Origin of the sequence: Serratia sp. CY84636, assembly GCF_052166245.1 — a bacterium.
In the GTDB taxonomy this organism is placed as follows: Bacteria; Pseudomonadota; Gammaproteobacteria; order Enterobacterales; family Enterobacteriaceae; genus Serratia; species Serratia nevei.
This window is the reverse complement of record NZ_JBJNOX010000002.1, coordinates 1,540,754-1,555,592: the sequence shown is the minus strand read 5'-3', so window position 1 is coordinate 1,555,592 and position 14,839 is coordinate 1,540,754. Positions and strand designations below refer to the sequence as shown.

12 protein-coding genes are annotated in these 14,839 nt (G+C 60.5%); 6 read left to right on the top strand and 6 right to left on the bottom strand.

What is annotated here, in order from left to right:
• Window positions 1–43: 43 nt before the first annotated feature.
• Window positions 44–976, top strand: a complete 933-nt coding sequence (locus tag ACJ8QI_RS11865) for a LysR substrate-binding domain-containing protein (RefSeq protein ID WP_442532532.1) — start codon at window positions 44–46, stop codon at window positions 974–976.
• 9 nt (window positions 977–985) lie between these two features.
• On the opposite strand, the gene pcaDC is transcribed toward ACJ8QI_RS11865, so the two are convergent.
• The 5 genes from pcaDC to ACJ8QI_RS11840 are packed head-to-tail and all read right to left on the bottom strand — an operon-like array spanning window position 986 to window position 6,050.
• The gene (pcaDC, locus tag ACJ8QI_RS11860) at window positions 986–2,140 is read right to left on the bottom strand and encodes a bifunctional 3-oxoadipate enol-lactonase/4-carboxymuconolactone decarboxylase PcaDC (protein ID WP_442532531.1); all 1,155 of its coding nucleotides are present in this window, start codon (window positions 2,138–2,140) and stop codon (window positions 986–988) included.
• The gene (gene pcaB / locus ACJ8QI_RS11855; RefSeq protein ID WP_442532530.1) at window positions 2,137–3,480 is read right to left on the bottom strand and encodes a 3-carboxy-cis,cis-muconate cycloisomerase; all 1,344 of its coding nucleotides are present in this window, start codon (window positions 3,478–3,480) and stop codon (window positions 2,137–2,139) included. The genes pcaDC and pcaB overlap by 4 nt, the downstream gene beginning before the upstream one ends.
• Window positions 3,481–3,483: 3 nt before the next feature.
• Window positions 3,484–4,686: a 3-oxoadipyl-CoA thiolase gene (pcaF, locus tag ACJ8QI_RS11850; protein ID WP_442532529.1), complete on the bottom strand. Its 1,203-nt coding sequence runs from the start codon at window positions 4,684–4,686 to the stop codon at window positions 3,484–3,486.
• A gap of 10 nt (window positions 4,687–4,696) precedes the next feature.
• Window positions 4,697–5,350, bottom strand: coding sequence for a 3-oxoacid CoA-transferase subunit B (locus tag ACJ8QI_RS11845; RefSeq protein WP_336842602.1), 654 nt, complete (start codon window positions 5,348–5,350; stop codon window positions 4,697–4,699).
• A 10-nt stretch (window positions 5,351–5,360) separates the two neighbouring features.
• Window positions 5,361–6,050 carry a 3-oxoacid CoA-transferase subunit A gene (locus ACJ8QI_RS11840; protein WP_336842600.1) on the bottom strand — a complete coding sequence of 230 codons (690 nt, stop codon included), beginning with the start codon at window positions 6,048–6,050 and terminating at the stop codon, window positions 5,361–5,363.
• 188 nt (window positions 6,051–6,238) lie between these two features.
• Between ACJ8QI_RS11840 and ACJ8QI_RS11835 the strand changes: the two genes are divergently transcribed.
• Window positions 6,239–7,045 carry an IclR family transcriptional regulator domain-containing protein gene (locus ACJ8QI_RS11835; RefSeq protein WP_336842886.1) on the top strand — a complete coding sequence of 269 codons (807 nt, stop codon included), beginning with the start codon at window positions 6,239–6,241 and terminating at the stop codon, window positions 7,043–7,045.
• Window positions 7,046–7,235: 190 nt separating this feature from the next.
• Here ACJ8QI_RS11835 and ACJ8QI_RS11830 read toward each other — a convergent pair whose 3' ends face one another.
• A complete protein-coding gene (locus ACJ8QI_RS11830; RefSeq protein ID WP_049240784.1) occupies window positions 7,236–7,985 on the bottom strand; it encodes an AraC family transcriptional regulator in 750 nt (249 codons plus the stop codon).
• 219 nt (window positions 7,986–8,204) lie between these two features.
• Between ACJ8QI_RS11830 and ACJ8QI_RS11825 the strand changes: the two genes are divergently transcribed.
• The 4 genes from ACJ8QI_RS11825 to ACJ8QI_RS11810 are packed head-to-tail and all read left to right on the top strand — an operon-like array spanning window position 8,205 to window position 14,779.
• Window positions 8,205–10,295 carry a TonB-dependent siderophore receptor gene (locus ACJ8QI_RS11825; RefSeq protein ID WP_259677977.1) on the top strand — a complete coding sequence of 697 codons (2,091 nt, stop codon included), beginning with the start codon at window positions 8,205–8,207 and terminating at the stop codon, window positions 10,293–10,295.
• Window positions 10,296–10,316: 21 nt separating this feature from the next.
• Window positions 10,317–11,156 carry an iron-siderophore ABC transporter substrate-binding protein gene (locus ACJ8QI_RS11820; RefSeq protein WP_442532528.1) on the top strand — a complete coding sequence of 280 codons (840 nt, stop codon included), beginning with the start codon at window positions 10,317–10,319 and terminating at the stop codon, window positions 11,154–11,156.
• Window positions 11,149–13,134 carry a Fe(3+)-hydroxamate ABC transporter permease FhuB gene (gene fhuB / locus ACJ8QI_RS11815; RefSeq protein WP_442532527.1) on the top strand — a complete coding sequence of 662 codons (1,986 nt, stop codon included), beginning with the start codon at window positions 11,149–11,151 and terminating at the stop codon, window positions 13,132–13,134. The genes ACJ8QI_RS11820 and fhuB overlap by 8 nt, the downstream gene beginning before the upstream one ends.
• Window positions 13,135–13,162: 28 nt before the next feature.
• On the top strand, window positions 13,163–14,779 hold the full coding sequence (locus tag ACJ8QI_RS11810; RefSeq protein WP_442532526.1) for a cyclic peptide export ABC transporter: 1,617 nt from the start codon (window positions 13,163–13,165) through the stop codon (window positions 14,777–14,779).
• Window positions 14,780–14,839 lie beyond the last annotated feature (60 nt).

Here is a 14,839-nt window from a genome sequence, read left to right as displayed (position 1 = left end):
AGAATGAGCTTGCCGCGTCGGCGGCAAGTTAATACTATAAATCATGAACATGACCTCTCGGTTTAGCCAACGCATACGTCTGCGTCACCTGCACGCCTTTGTCGCCACCGCGCAGCAGGGGACGCTGGTGCGCGCCGCACAGCAATTGGGCCTCACGCAGCCCGCACTCTCCAAAACGCTCAACGAACTGGAAAGCTTAGCCGGCGAGCGCCTGTTTTCGCGCAACCGGCAGGGGGCGGAGCTGACCGCCGCCGGGGAGCGTTTCCTGCAGGATGCGGGGCGCGTTTTGGATGCGCTGAACGTGCTGGGCCGTACGATCGCTTCGGACAGCGAGGCGCTGCCGGCGCCATTGCATATCGGTGCACTCCCTACCACGGTAGTGAGTCTGGTCGCGCCGGTTGTGGTGGGCTTGCAGCAGCAATCCCCGGGTTGGCGTATGCAGGTCTCGACGTTGGCCAACGATGCGTTGATCATGGCAGTGAGATCCGGGCAATTAACCTTGGGGATAGGGCGCATGTCAGATCCCTCTCGCATGGAAGGGCTCAATTTCGAGCTGCTGTACCATGAAACGCTGCGGCTGGTGGTTTCCCCCCATCATCCGCTGCTGCATGCGGATGTCACGCTGGCGGAGGCCCTGAGTTGGCCATTGGTGCTCTCACCGCGTGGGACCGTACCGCGCCAGAATGCGGAGGCGCTTATTGTCAGCCACGGCCTGGCCGTGCCGGAAGGATGCGTCGAGACCTTGTCGATCACCCTGGCGCGTTGCCTGACGCTGCAGTATGGCTATGTTTGGCTGGTGCCTTACGGCGCGGTGCGCGACGATCTGTTCGGCAATCATTTGCGTGCGCTGCCGTTGCCTACTCAGGGCATGGCAGAGCCGTTGGGCATCATTACCCGGCAAGAGGCGTTCACGCCCCCTGAGCAACAGCGCCTGGTCGCAGCGCTGCGTCAGAGAGTGTTGGATGTGCCGGTATAAACGGCTGTTTTATTCGACCGGTGGCTGCCCGGCATCGTGTTCGGCAAAGACGGATTGCGCCAGATGAAAGGCGGCGTTCGAGGCGGGCAGGCCACAGTAAAGCGCCGCATGCATCAGCACTTCTTTGAGCTCTTCGCGCGTGACGCCGTTGTTGAAGGCGGCACGTAGATGCATTTTCAGTTCAGCTTCGCGATTTAAGGCGATCAACATCGCGATGGTGAGCAGGCTGCGGGTATGGCGCGACAGACCCGGACGCGTCCACATCTCCCCCCAGGCGTAGCGAGTGATGAAATGTTGAAACTCTTCGTTGAACGACGACAGCGTCGCGAGGGTATTATCGACATGCTCATCGCCCAATACGGCTCTGCGCATCGTCATACCTTGCCGATAGCGTTGCCGCTGCGTGAGCTGTTCATCCAAAAAGGCCCGGAAGGTGCGATTAAATGCCCGCCAGGCCTCGACGCTGGAAAGGTGGGAGGCGGGCAAGATGACGAGTTGAGCGTCGGGAATGCCCGCCACTAACGCTTTTGCATCATCGACGGTGGTTACCGCGTCGTCATGTCCGGCGATAATCAGCGTCGGCACGAGAATACCTTCCAGCTCGGCGCGTAAATCGGCGTTTGCCAGCGCTTCGCAGCAAGCGGCATAGCTGTCGGGATCGCAGGCGGTGAGCTGTTGCAATAATGCTTGCACCCTGGCGGGGGCGGATTGGCAAAATGCCGGCGTGAACCAGCGTGATGCTGCGCCATCGCTGACGGCGGACATCCCGGACTGGCGCACTTGCGCGGCGCGTTGTTGCCAATTCGCCGCCGTCCCGATTTTTGCTGCGCTATTGGCGAGGGTCAACGTCAGCAAGCGATCGGGATGAAAACGCGCCAGCCATAATCCTGTTAACCCTCCCATGGAGATGCCGCAAAAATGAACGCGCTCAATCGCCAGAGCGTCCAGCAATGACAGCACCTGTCTGCCTAATTGCGCCAGCGAGTCGGGTTGTCCACTGGGCGGCGATGCGCCGTGGCCGGCAACGTCGTATCGCAGAATACGATAGTGGGGGATGAGCGCGTCGCGCTGCGGTTGCCACATTTCCAACGACGTCCCCAGCGAATTGCTGAACAGAACGACCGGGGCGTTTTCGGGCCCTTCCAGGACATAATTCAACATCATTGCTCCTTCTCGGCCGTTGCCAAAACTTGTTGGATGAAACGCTGTGCGCTGCCTATGGCATTGGCCGGATCGAGCAACGTCTCCAGCTTTTCCCGGCTGAGCCGTGAAGAGACTTCCGCATCGGCGCACAGTAGGGTTAACAGGGATTGCTGCGTTTCCTGTGCCTGGCGGCAACATTGCGCGATATGCTGGTGCGCCTGTTGGCGGCCGAGAAGCGGGGCTAAGGCCAGGGAAACCGATTCAGCCATGATTTGCCCCTGCGTCAGCGCCAGATTGCGCCGCATCGCCGCTTCATGCACCTGCAGGCCGTTAATGAGGTCAAGGCTTTGCGCCATTGTCGCTCCGCTCAGCACCAGGAGTTGCGGCAGGCTTTGCCACTCGGCCTGCCAGCCTCCCAGCGCGCGTTCGTGCTCTTGCACCAGGCCGGCATATAACCCCGACATCAGCGCAGGCAAGCGGTTAGCCGCGCTGAGGATGGCGGCGCAGAGTACCGGATTACGCTTATGCGGCATGGTGGAGGAACCGCCGCGACCCGGGGCCGACGGCTCGCTGATTTCAGCGACCTCGGTTTGCATCAACAGCGACAGGTCGCGCGCCAGCTTGCCAAGCGTTCCCGTGAGCCCGGCATACCAGCCGGCCAGTTCCAACAACCGGTCGCGTTGGGTATGCCACGGCGTGGCGCTGCGCGGCAGCGCCAGCGCTTCCGCCAGCGCCTGCTCGACGCGTTCTCCCCGCTCGCCGAATGAGGCGAGCGTGCCGGCGGCACCGCCGAATTGCAGCGCGAGCGCGCGTGGCCGCATCTCGGCCAGACGAACCCGAAAGCGCAGCAAGGCGTCCAGCGTGCCGGCCAACTTCAGCCCCAGCGTCGTGGGTAACGCGTGTTGCAGCCAGGTGCGGCCGACCATTAACGTTGCGCTATGGCGCCGACATTGCGCCGTCAGTGCCGCAATCAGCTGATTGAGCAGCGTTTCGGTTTGGCTAAGCGCGCTGCGCAGTTGCAGCATCAGCCCGCTGTCCATCGCATCCTGACTGGTTGCCCCCCAGTGAACGAAACGCGCCGCTTCCGGCGAGCTTTGAGCCACCAGCGCCGTCAATTGTTTGACGAGCGGAATCGCTAAATTGCCCGCCAATCCGGCGGACTGCGCCAGTGCGGCGGCGTCGAGTTTCTCCGCCCGGCAGTGGCTGCGTATGATTCGAGCCGACTCGTTATCGATCAGCCTGGCCGAGGCCAGAGCTTGCGCCAGGCCGGCTTCGAAATCGAGCATGCCCTGTAGCAGGGCCGTATCGCTGAAGCAGGGCGTCAAAGGCGACGTCATAAACATTGCGCTATAGAGTGACATTGGTTATATCCGTTCCAGAATCAAGGCGACGCCCTGCCCAACACCTACGCACATGGTGCACAGGGCAAAGCGCCCGCCGGTGCGACGCAGCTGATAAGCGGCGGTCATGGCCAGCCTGCCGCCGGATGCGCCCAGAGGATGGCCCAGCGCGATGGCGCCGCCGTGAGGGTTGACCTGTTCCGCATCATCCGGTAACCCCAGAGCGCGCGTCACGGCCAGTGCCTGGGCGGCAAAGGCCTCATTCAATTCGATGGCGTCCATTTGCGCCAGGCGCAGACCGATTTGCGCCAGTACCTTGCGAACCGCGGGAACCGGCCCGTACCCCATGATGCGCGGTTCTACGCCGCAGGCTGACATGGCGACCACTCGCGCCAGCGGGGCGAGTCCATACTGCACCGCTGCCCGCTCGCTGGCAATGAGCAGGGCGCTGGCCCCGTCGTTGATGCCCGATGCGTTGCCGGCGGTGACGCTCCCCTCGGCGTGTACGACGCCCTTCAGGGCGGACAGCGCGGCTAAAGAAGTGCTGCGGGGATGTTCGTCGCGCTTTATGCAAAGCGGTTCGCCTTTGCGCTGGGGAATGCTGACGGCGATCAGTTCCTCATCAAACAAGCCCAGCTCCTGAGCGCGGGCAGTGCGCTGTTGGCTGCGCAACGCGAAGGCGTCTTGATCGGTGCGGCTGATGGTGAAATCGCGGGCCACATTTTCGGCGGTTTCAGGCATGGTTTCGACACCAAACTGAGCGCGCATTTGCGGGTTGATAAAACGCCACCCCATGGTCGTATCTTCCATTTTCAACGCCCGACTGAAGGCGCTGTCCGCTTTGCCTGTGACAAACGGCGCGCGCGACATGCTTTCCACGCCACCCGCGATGACGATCTCCGCTTCGCCGCATTTAATGGTGCGCGCCGCCATCCCCACCGCGTCCAATCCCGAACCGCACAGGCGATTGAGAGTGGTGCCCGGTACGGTGTGGGGCAATCCTGCTAACAGCAGCGCCATTCGCGCCACGTTGCGGTTGTCTTCACCGGCCTGGTTGGCGCACCCCAGAATAACGTCATCAATGGCCTGAGGATCCAGCTGCGGCAGTCTGGCAAGCAGCGCCTTCAGGGGCAGGGCGGCCAAATCGTCGGCGCGCAGAGCGGATAAGGCGCCACCGTAACGGCCAAATGGCGTACGAACGGCATCGCAGATAAAAGCCTGTTGCATGGCGATTTCCTCAAGCTGGGGTCAATTCGGATTGCAGTAAACGTACCGGCGTTAAGGCTTGCAGCGCGTCGAAGGTGAGCCCCGGACACAGCTCCAGCACCCGCGGGCCGCCCCGCGTAATCTCGACGATCGCCATATCCGTATAAATACGGCTGACGCAACCTAACCCGGTCAGCGGGTAGCTGCATTGTTCCACCAGCTTGCATTCGCCGGTTTTGGTCAGATAGTCCATCATCACATAGACCTGGCGCGCGCCGATAGCCAGATCCATTGCGCCTCCCACCGCCGGAATCGCGTCTTCGGCACCGGTGCTCCAGTTGGCCAGATCGCCGGCGACCGACACCTGATAAGCCCCCATCACACAGATATCGAGATGGCCGCCGCGCATCATGGTAAAGGAGTCGGCATGATGGAAATAACAGCCGCCGGGCAGCAATGTCACCTGCTCTTTACCGGCATTGATAAGTTCCGGATCCTCTTCGCCCGGTGCGGGCGACGGCCCCATGCCGAGCAGGCCATTTTCACTGTGCAGAATCACTTCCTTGTCGGCGGGCAGGTAGTTGGCGATCCGCGTGGGCAGCCCGATCCCGAGATTGACATAAGATCCTTCCGGAATATCGCGCGCTACCCGTTGGGCTAGCTGGTCACGGGTTAATTTTTGCATGTAGAACTCCTCAGGCTGAGATGGAAAGCGTAGAAGGGCGAGTCACTGCCACCAGGCGCTGCACGAAAATGCCCGGAGTCACCACGTTTTCCGGATCCAGGCTCCCTAACGGCACCACTTCAGAGACCTGCGCTATCGTGGTGGTCGCGGCCATGGCCATCACCGGGCCAAAATTGCGCGCCGCTTTGCGGTAAACCAGATTGCCCCAGCGATCGCCCCGATGGGCTTTTATCAACGCAAAGTCAGCTTTTAACGGTGTTTCGAACACGTAATGGCGTCCGTCGATTTCACGTGTTTCTTTGCCTTGCGCCAGCGGCGTGCCAAAGGCCGTTGGGGTGAAAATGCCGCCTAAGCCGCTGCCCGCCGCCTGCATGCGCGCCGCAAGGTTACCCTGCGGCACCAGCTCCAGCTCGATTGCGCCGCGGCGATAAAGGCCATCGAATACCCAGGAGTCGGCCTGGCGCGGAAAAGAACAAATCATTTTTCGTACACAACCGGTCTTAAGCAGCGCCGCGAGGCCGCTTTCTCCGTTGCCGGCGTTATTGCTGATCACCGTAAGATCGCGAGCACCGAGGCCAATCAATGCATCGATCAACTCCAGCGGTTGTCCTGCAGGGCCAAAGCCGCCAATCATGATGCACGCACCGTCCGGAATGACTGATACGGCTTCTTCCAGGGTGGCCACACTTTTATCGATCATCTGCTGTTCCTTTCGTTCGGCGCTCGCCGGGGAATGTTTTCGCGTTAGGGGAAAAGTAGATCGTACGTCACATGCAAACAATACCGATTATCGAAAAAGTGTGCGATTATCGGCTATTGTTTAACGGGGGTTCGCAGGCTGTGATCGTCGGCACACCGACATTTCATCAAGACGGCAGGGTAACGAGAATGGAAAAAGAACAGGAAATTACGCGCAGCAGCACCGACCCCTGGAAAGGGGATCCCGATTTCATGGCCTCTTTGGCGCGAGGACTGGAAGTCTTGCAGGCTTTTACTCCGCAGCGGCGGCTGATGTCGGTATCGCAGGTTAGTCAACGTACCGGCATTCCGCGTGCGGCCGTCCGCCGCTGTCTTTACACCCTGAGTAAACTGGGGTTTGTGTACGCGGAAGACGGCAAGAACTATGAGCTGCGCCCGCGCGTTTTATCGCTGGGCCATAACTGGCTGGCGGCTTCTCCATTAGCCAACGCGGCGCAGCCGGTGTTGAGGCAGCTCAGCCAAACACTCAATGAGTCCTGTTCCATGGCCATATTGGACGGTGATGACATTCTGTATATCGCCCGCGCATCCACTTCGCGGATCATGACCATCGATTTACACGTCGGCAGTCGTTTACCGGCCAGCACGACGTCGATGGGGCGTGTTCTGCTGAGCGGGCTCGCCAATGAGCCATTAAATGACTATTTGGCGCGGTTGACGCAACTGCGCTATACCAGCCATACCTTGGTGAGCGTCAGTGCGCTGCGAGAAGAGCTGGCACGCGTACGTCAGCAGGGATATGCCATCAACGATCAGGAGCTGGAGATTGGCTTGCGTTCACTGGCGGTGCCGCTCACCACGCCGGACGGCCGTATCGCCGCAGCGTTGAACGTCGGTGTGCACGCCGGCCAGGTTTCCGCCGAGAGGTTGTATCAGCACCATTTACCGTTGTTGCGCATAGCTGCCGCCGAGATATCGTTGCTGTTACACGACTAAAGGGCAGTGGATACTGTCCGATTGAGTTAATGGTTGGTTTTTCTCGAATGCAGAAAAATCATGCGTCAACGCCTTTCCGCATCTTGGGAGAGTGTCGGTGGGGCCGAATCCTCGTCGCTATCCACCGGCAAGGTCGTCAGCGTTCCTGATGATGTTCTTGCATGCGACGCTAAAATCATCAGCCCGACTTTCACGCTTCCAGCGCGCTGTGAATATAGCGTTGCGGCGATACGCCCAGTTTTTTGCGGAACATGGCGATGAACGCGCTAGGGCTGGCGTAACCCAGTTCGTGGGCCAGTTGACCCACGGCTACGCCGCGCGCCAGATTGCATACCGCCTCCAGCAGGCGAATTTGCTGGCGCCATTCGGAAAAGCTCAGCGCGGTCTCTTCGCGAAACAGCCTCGCCAGGGTGCGTTCGCTGGCGCCGACCTTTTTCCCCCACCAGGCGAGCGTTTCGCCATGGCCCAATTCGCGGCACAAAGCATCGCATACCTGGCGCAGGCGCCGGTCGCTCGGCAGGGTCACGTGACACAGTTGGCCTGTCTGCATACGTTGAAACTCATCGCTCAGCAGATTTTGAATGAGCGTAAGCCGTTCGGCGGAAATGGCGTTTTCAAGCCCGGCGGCAATCAGGGGATGTAGCAGGGGAGTGGCGCTCAACCCCTGGGGGCGTGCGCCATAGCGACGAGAAAAGGGCGGCGTAAAATAGATGTTGTGCGTCACGACGTCATTGATGGCTTCCAAACCGTGCGGTGTGCCGCTGGGGAGCCAAATGGCGCGGCCCGGCGAGAGCAGCCAGATATGCTGCGCGGTGGCGATTTTCGCCACGCCGCGCAGCGGCAAAATCAGCTGCCCCTGCTCATGCTGATGGACGGGCTCTTGGCTGCCGGGGCTGTAGCGCAGTTGACGCAGGCCTTCAATACCGTGATGGGATGTCATGTTTACCTGCCTCTGTCCGGTTCTCACCATTTGTGCCTATTGCTGCGATAACGGACAACGTTTGTCCGTCTGGCGACATCCTGACTGTCGGTAGCGCCATTCTGCCATGAACGGGCTTCTCTTTTAAAGTTGAATAATTATCATTTCCATCAAATTCTACTAACAGTCGGAAAGGCGAAGAGACAGATGGGCAAATTTTTCAGGGAAAAACCGTTGAAAGTGCTGGTATATACGATAATCGCAGGCTATAGCGGGCAAGCCTTTACCGCGGATGGCGGGCAGAATACCACAAAAGAAGAGACGCTGGTGGTGAGCGCGGCGGCGTCTCAGGATCAGGATGACGAGAGCACGCTGGTGGCGCACGGCGCCGCCTCCGCGACGAAGTCAAACCAGCCGATTAGCCGCACTTCACAGAGCATCTCTGTGGTGACGCAAGCAGAGATTGACGCGCAAGCGGCGAAAAACGTCCCGCAGGCGCTGCGCTATGTTTCCGGCGTCAACTCGGAGAGCGCCGGACCGGATACCCGTTTCGACACCATCATCGTGCGCGGTTTTGAAGCCGACGAATACCTTGATGGCCTGCGGCTGCCGCGCGAAGCGTGGTGGAGCCGTCCGGCGTGGGATCCGTTCCTGCTGTCGCGCATCGAAGTGGTCAAAGGCCCTTCCTCGGTACTGTATGGCCAGGCGAATCCCGGCGGGATCGTCAACCTGGTCAGCAAAACGCCGCAGGCGACCCCGTCCGGTGAGGTGTATGTCAGCGCGGGCAACGAAAATCAGTTTGGCGCCGGCGTCGACGCCACCGGGCCGCTGAACGATAACGGCACGCTGTTGGGGCGCGTGGCGGGGACCTTTTTTGATACCGAAACCCAGGTCGATCATACCCGCTATCAGCATTATGACATCGCGCCGTCGCTGACGTGGCAGCCGGATGCGCACACCAGCCTGACGATTATTTCGCAGCTGCGCAAAGATCCGGACAGCGGATTCTACAACCAGATGCCGCTTTCCGGCACCTTGACGCCCAACCCGTACGGCCACATCTCGACCCGTTTTTATGGCGGCCAGCCGGGCTTCGACAAGTACGAACGCCAGCAGGGCAGCATCGGTTACCAGTTCCGGCACGATTTCAACGATACGGTGACTTTCCGCCAGAATCTGCGTTACCTCAGCAGCACCGGCGACTATCTGATGGTCTATCCATGGGGTGTGCATGCGGATGCGCCGCTCATCGATCGCTATTCGATGAACCTGAAGGAGAGCATGACCAACTTCGCGGTGGATAACCAGGCTGAATTCCACTTTGATACCGGTCGGGTGAAACATACGCTGCTGACCGGGATCGACCGGATGCATACCTCGGTGCGCAGCCAGTCGGGCTACGGCGACGCCAGCCCGATTAACTTCCTCAACCCGGACTATAGCGTGCCGGTGGCCATACCGCCGCTCGATAGCAGTACGCACAATACGCTCGATCAAACCGGGCTCTATCTCCAGGACCAACTCGAACTGGGGAGCTGGATCCTGAACCTGGCCGGCCGTTACGACGCGGCGAAAACCAAAAGTATCGATCTGCTGAACGACGCTCGTACCGAGCGCAATGACTATGCAACGACCGGGCGCGCCGGACTGCTGTACCACTTCGATAACGGATTGGCGCCTTACATCAGCTATTCCACTTCGTTTGTGCCGAGCAGCAGCAATGACTTTTACGGCCACGCCTTTAAACCGACCGAAGGCAAGCAGACGGAAGTGGGGTTGAAATACGATCCGGTCGGGCTGGATGCCTTGTTTACCCTGGCGTTGTACGACCTGCGGGAAACCAACGTGGCGACCGCCGATCCCGATCACCCGAACTTCAGCGTGCAGACCGGCGAAGTGCGCTCGCGCGGAGTTGAGCTTGATGGCCGCATCAATATCACGCCGGCGTGGTCGGTGCTGGCATCGTACAACCTGACCGATCCGAAAGTGCTGAGTGCCAACGACGATACGCAGGGCAAGCGTCCGGTGGGCATTGCGCGCAATACCGCCAAGCTCTGGAGCCAATATGCCTTCGACGGCGCGCTTGACGGTGTGACGCTGGGCGGCGGCGTGCGCTATGTCGGCACCAGCTACGCCACCACGGACAACGGCCTGAAGGTGCCGGCGGCCACGGTCTACGATGCGCGCGTCGGCTATCAGTGGCGCCAATGGCAGCTGGCGCTGAATGCCGCCAATCTCGGCAACAAAACCTACCTGGCTTCCTGCTCCAACAATGGCTGCGAGTATGCGCTGAAACGCCAGTACATCGCGACCCTCAGCTATAAGTGGTGACAGATGCTGTCGCGACGCAGGTTGTTGACCGCTCTCCTGTTGGCCCCGCTTTACGCGCGGGCCGACGCCGGCCGGCCGCCGCAAAAGCTGGCCGTGTTGGATTGGGGACTGACGGAAATTCTGTTGGCGCTGGGGGTGACTCCGGCGGGCGTCTCAGCGCCGGATTGGTATCGCAAGCTGATCCCGACGCCTACGCTGCCTGCGTCGGCGTTGGATCTTGGCCTGCTGTTTCAGCCCAATCTGGAAACGCTGTACGCACTGCGGCCGGACGCGATTGTCATCACGCCGCAGCATGCGTTGCTGAAGCCGGCGCTTGAACGTATCGCGCCGACGATCGCGCTGCCGGCTCATGGGCTGGCGGAACTCATCAGCGCCGCCCGGCAATTGGGCGAACGGCTTCAGCGGCAGCCTCAGGCCGCGCAGATATTGGCCAGCCTGAACGGCAAGCTGAGCCGCGCCTCGCTGCTGGCGCGGCAGGTTGAACGTCCGGCGCTGCTCGCCGCCCCGGTAGATGCGCTGCACCTGCGGGTCTACACCGCAGGCAGTCTTCCCGGCGACGTATTGGCCGCCTGCGGGCTGCGCAACGGATGGCATGGCGGCGCGGGAGCGGAAGGCAGCGTGCTGGTGGAGCTGACCCGCATTGCCGATCTGAATGCGCGGCTGATGCTGTTGACGCCTGACGATCAGCGGGAGTCGGTGTCTCAATGGCGCCAAAGCTCGCTGTGGCAACGTCTGCCGCTGACCGCAGCGCACAACCTGAACCTGATAGAAGAAAACATCAGCGATGCCGGCGCCCTGATAACCGCCGGGCGCTTTGCCGATATTTTTACCGGGATGATGATGAGGTGGCGTGATGTATGAATCTTTTTCCCGCCGTCTTTCCTGGGGGGTAATCGCCGCGTTGTGGCTGACGTCGTTGCCGTTGGCGCTGACCGATATTCATCGGCAGGGCGGCATTGTCGCGTTGTTCTCCGAGCATAATCTCGATCCGGCGGCCATTATCCTGCATAGCATGTGGTTGCCGCGTCAGGGTATGGCGATGGTGGGGGGCGCTACGCTGGGGCTGTGCGGCTGGTTAATGCAGCGTGCGCTGCGCAATCCCTTGGCGGAGCCGATGACGCTCGGCATGACCGCCGGAGCGACGTTGGCGATGGGGCTGGCATCGTTGTGGCTGCCGTCGCTGCTGGTCGGCGCGCGCACCGCCGTGGTGATTGCCGGTGAGATTGCGGCGCTCGCGTGCGTGCTGGCGCTCAGCTGGCGTCAGCGCATGTCGCCGCTGGCGATGGTGCAGGCGGGCATCATGATCAATTTGTGGTGTGGGGCACTGACTTTGCTGATCGCCATTATCAACGATCGCTTTTTACTTCAGGTGCTGATGTGGGGAGGCGGTTCGCTGGCGGTGGAAAACGGGCAAATTCTGCTGCGGATGTTGCCGTGGCTCGCGGTCTGCGTAATGGGCCTGTTGTTCTTGCTGCGCCCGCTTGAACTGCTGCAACTGCCGGAAACCGTGGTCAGCAGCCTTGGTGCATCGCCGGTGCGCATCCGCGCCGCCGCGGTGCTGCTGGCGCTGACCATGAGCGCCCTCATCATTAACGCCGTCGGCGTCATCGGTTTTTTGGGGCTCGCAGCGCCCCATCTGGCGCGCTTTGGCGGCGCGCGAACATCCCGGCAAATGGTGCTGCATACGGCGCTCATCGGTGCGGGCCTGCTGTGGCTGACCGATCTTTGCGTCTCTCGCGTGTCGTTGGAGAGCGGTCAGCTGCTGCCCGTCGGCATGCTGACCGCCCTTACCGGCGGCCCGTTGCTGATGCTGTTGGCGCGTTTTGCACGGCAGCAAAGTATCGATCTTGCACCGCCGTTGCCGGTGTCGCAGACCTCGCATCAACAACGGTTCATCTGGTTGTCGGCCGGCATTCTGGCTGCGGGGATCGTGGTCTCTTTATGTTTCGGCCATGGATTGCAGCATTGGCACTGGGCGGAAAGAGGGGAGCTGGCGAACCTGCTGCCATTGCGATTGCCACGACTGCTGGCGGCGATGAGCGCCGGTGCGCTGCTGGCGGGGGCCGGCGTGTTGATGCAGCGGGTGAGCGGGAATCCGCTCGCCAGTCCGGAAGTGCTGGGTATCGGCGGTGGCGCGGCCATGGGGGTTACGGCCTTCGTGTTTTTGCTTCCCGCTGGCGGCAGTGGCTGGCTGCTGGCGAGTAGCCTGGGGGGCGCGCTGATAAGCCTGTTGCTGACGTTGTGGAACAGCCGTCGAAGCGACTTTAATCCGCAGCGGGTATTGCTCAATGGTTTGGCGCTGAATGCACTATGCCAGGCCGCGGTCAGCATCGTTATGCTCAACAATCTTGCCGCAAGTGCGGTGTTGTTGCCGCTGATGACGGGCAGTACCTATTACGTCGGCGCGTCGTTGGCCCAAGGCGTGTTTGTCATCACGCTGGTTCTCCTGGCGCTGATGCCGCTGTTTCGCCGCTGGCTGGTGCTGTTGCCGATGGGTAACGTCGCCGGCGCGCTCGGTGTGCCAGTGCCGCGCGCACGTTTCAGCGTGTTGGCGATGGCGGCAGTCATGACCGGGCTTGCGACGTTGCTGGTCGGCCCGGTGTCTTTCATCGGCCTGCTGGGGCCGCATCTGGCGCGCAAGATGGGCGCGAAAGGGCCGCTGATGCAGCTCTATACCGCCGTGCTGTTGTCATCCGCCATCATGACCGTTGCCGACTGGCTGGGGCGCAATGCGCTCTACCCGCGCCAGCTGCCGGTCGGGTTGGTGGCGTCGCTGATCGGCGTCCCCCTGCTGGTATGGCCGTTAATTCGTAATAAGACATCCCGGTCAAAACCATAAAAAGTGTGAGTATGAGCAAGGAATTTGCATGTCGGTATTAATGATGTTGTTTCGTATGGTGCGCGGTTGGCTACTGCTCGCCGTGGTCGCCGGTGTCGTCAGCGGGCTGTGCAATGCCTCTTTGCTGGCGATGATCAATCACGGTCTGACGCAATCCAATGAGGCTTCATGGCTGAGTCCGGGAGGCGATTTTGCGTTACTGACGCTGTTGATGCTGGCGGCGCGCGTGGTTTCTCAAACCACGTTTATGGCGCTGGGACAAAAGGTGAAGGCGCGCTTGCGCAGCGAACTGGTGCAAGACGTCAGCGAAACGCGCTGGCTGCTGTTGGAGAAAGCGGGGATGGCAAGAACGCTGTCCGTGCTGACACAGGATCTCGATACGCTGGTGGTGTTTTTCGTCAGCCTGCCCAATCTGCTGATTTTCGGCGCCGTTATCGTTGGCTGCCTGATTTACCTTGGCAGCCTGTCATTGAGCGTACTGGCGCTGGCATTGGCGGTGATTGCCTGCGGCAGCCTGGGCTACCGCGCCGCGCACGGCCCCGCGATGCGTTTGTTGCGCCGATCGCGTCAGCGGGAAGATACGCTGATTCAGCAATGCAAAAAATTGTTTGACGGTGCAAGGGAGTTTCGGCTTAACGCGGTGCGCCGCCGTCAATTCGTCAGCGGTGAACTGGCGCAAAATATTGACGCGGTTCGCCGGGAGAGAACCCGCGGTTACGTGTTGTACGGTTTGGCGAGCAGTTGGGGAAGCGCGCTGTTTTTCGCTTTCATCGGCCTGGTGTTGTTCAGCTTGCGCGACGGGCTGGCTTTGGACGAGCGGGCGCTTACCGGCTATATCATGGTGTTTCTGTATATGATTGTGCCGGTCGAAGGGCTGTTATCCGCGCTGCCCACCCTGGCCGGTGCGCGGGTGGCCATGCAGCGGGTACAGTCGCTGCGCGCGCAACTCAGGCCCGAAGTTCCACAGCGCCATTTTACGCCCCCTCCTTTTGCTTCGTTGGCGTTGGATAATGTCCGTTACCAATATCAGAACGAAGAAGGGGAGCATTTCACCCTTGGCCCGCTGAATATGCACATTGCGCCCGGTGAACTCATTTTTATCGTCGGTGGCAATGGCAGCGGCAAGACGACGTTGGCGAATCTGCTGGTGGGAATTTATCCTCCCGATAACGGCGCGATTTTGCTTAATGGCGAGCCGGTCAGCGACGATCTTCTGGAAATATACCGTCGGCATTTTTCGGTGGTGTTCAACGACTTCTTTCTTTTTGACGATGTGGCGTTCGTCACTGAGCGCACGCCAAAGCAGGTCGAACATCTGCTTCGCCTGCTGAAGTTAAGCCATAAAGTCAGTTTTGCCCACGGCCGTTTTTCAACAATCGCGCTCTCTCAAGGGCAGAGAAAACGGCTGGCTTTACTGCAGGCGTGGTTGGAAGAGCGCCCTGTTTATCTGTTTGATGAGTGGGCCGCCGATCAGGATCCGGAGTTTAAGGCGGTGTTTTACCTTGAACTCTTGCCGATGCTGAAGGCCGAAGGCAAAACGGTCATCGCGATTACTCACGACGATCGCTATTTCTACCTGGCGGATCGCATCATCAAGCTGGAATCGGGGCTGGTGGTCCCATCGACGCATGGCGTGCCGTCATGATGCGCATTGCTTTCACCCAGCACGATATTGGGCTTTTTTCCCCTCATGCTTGATGATTCG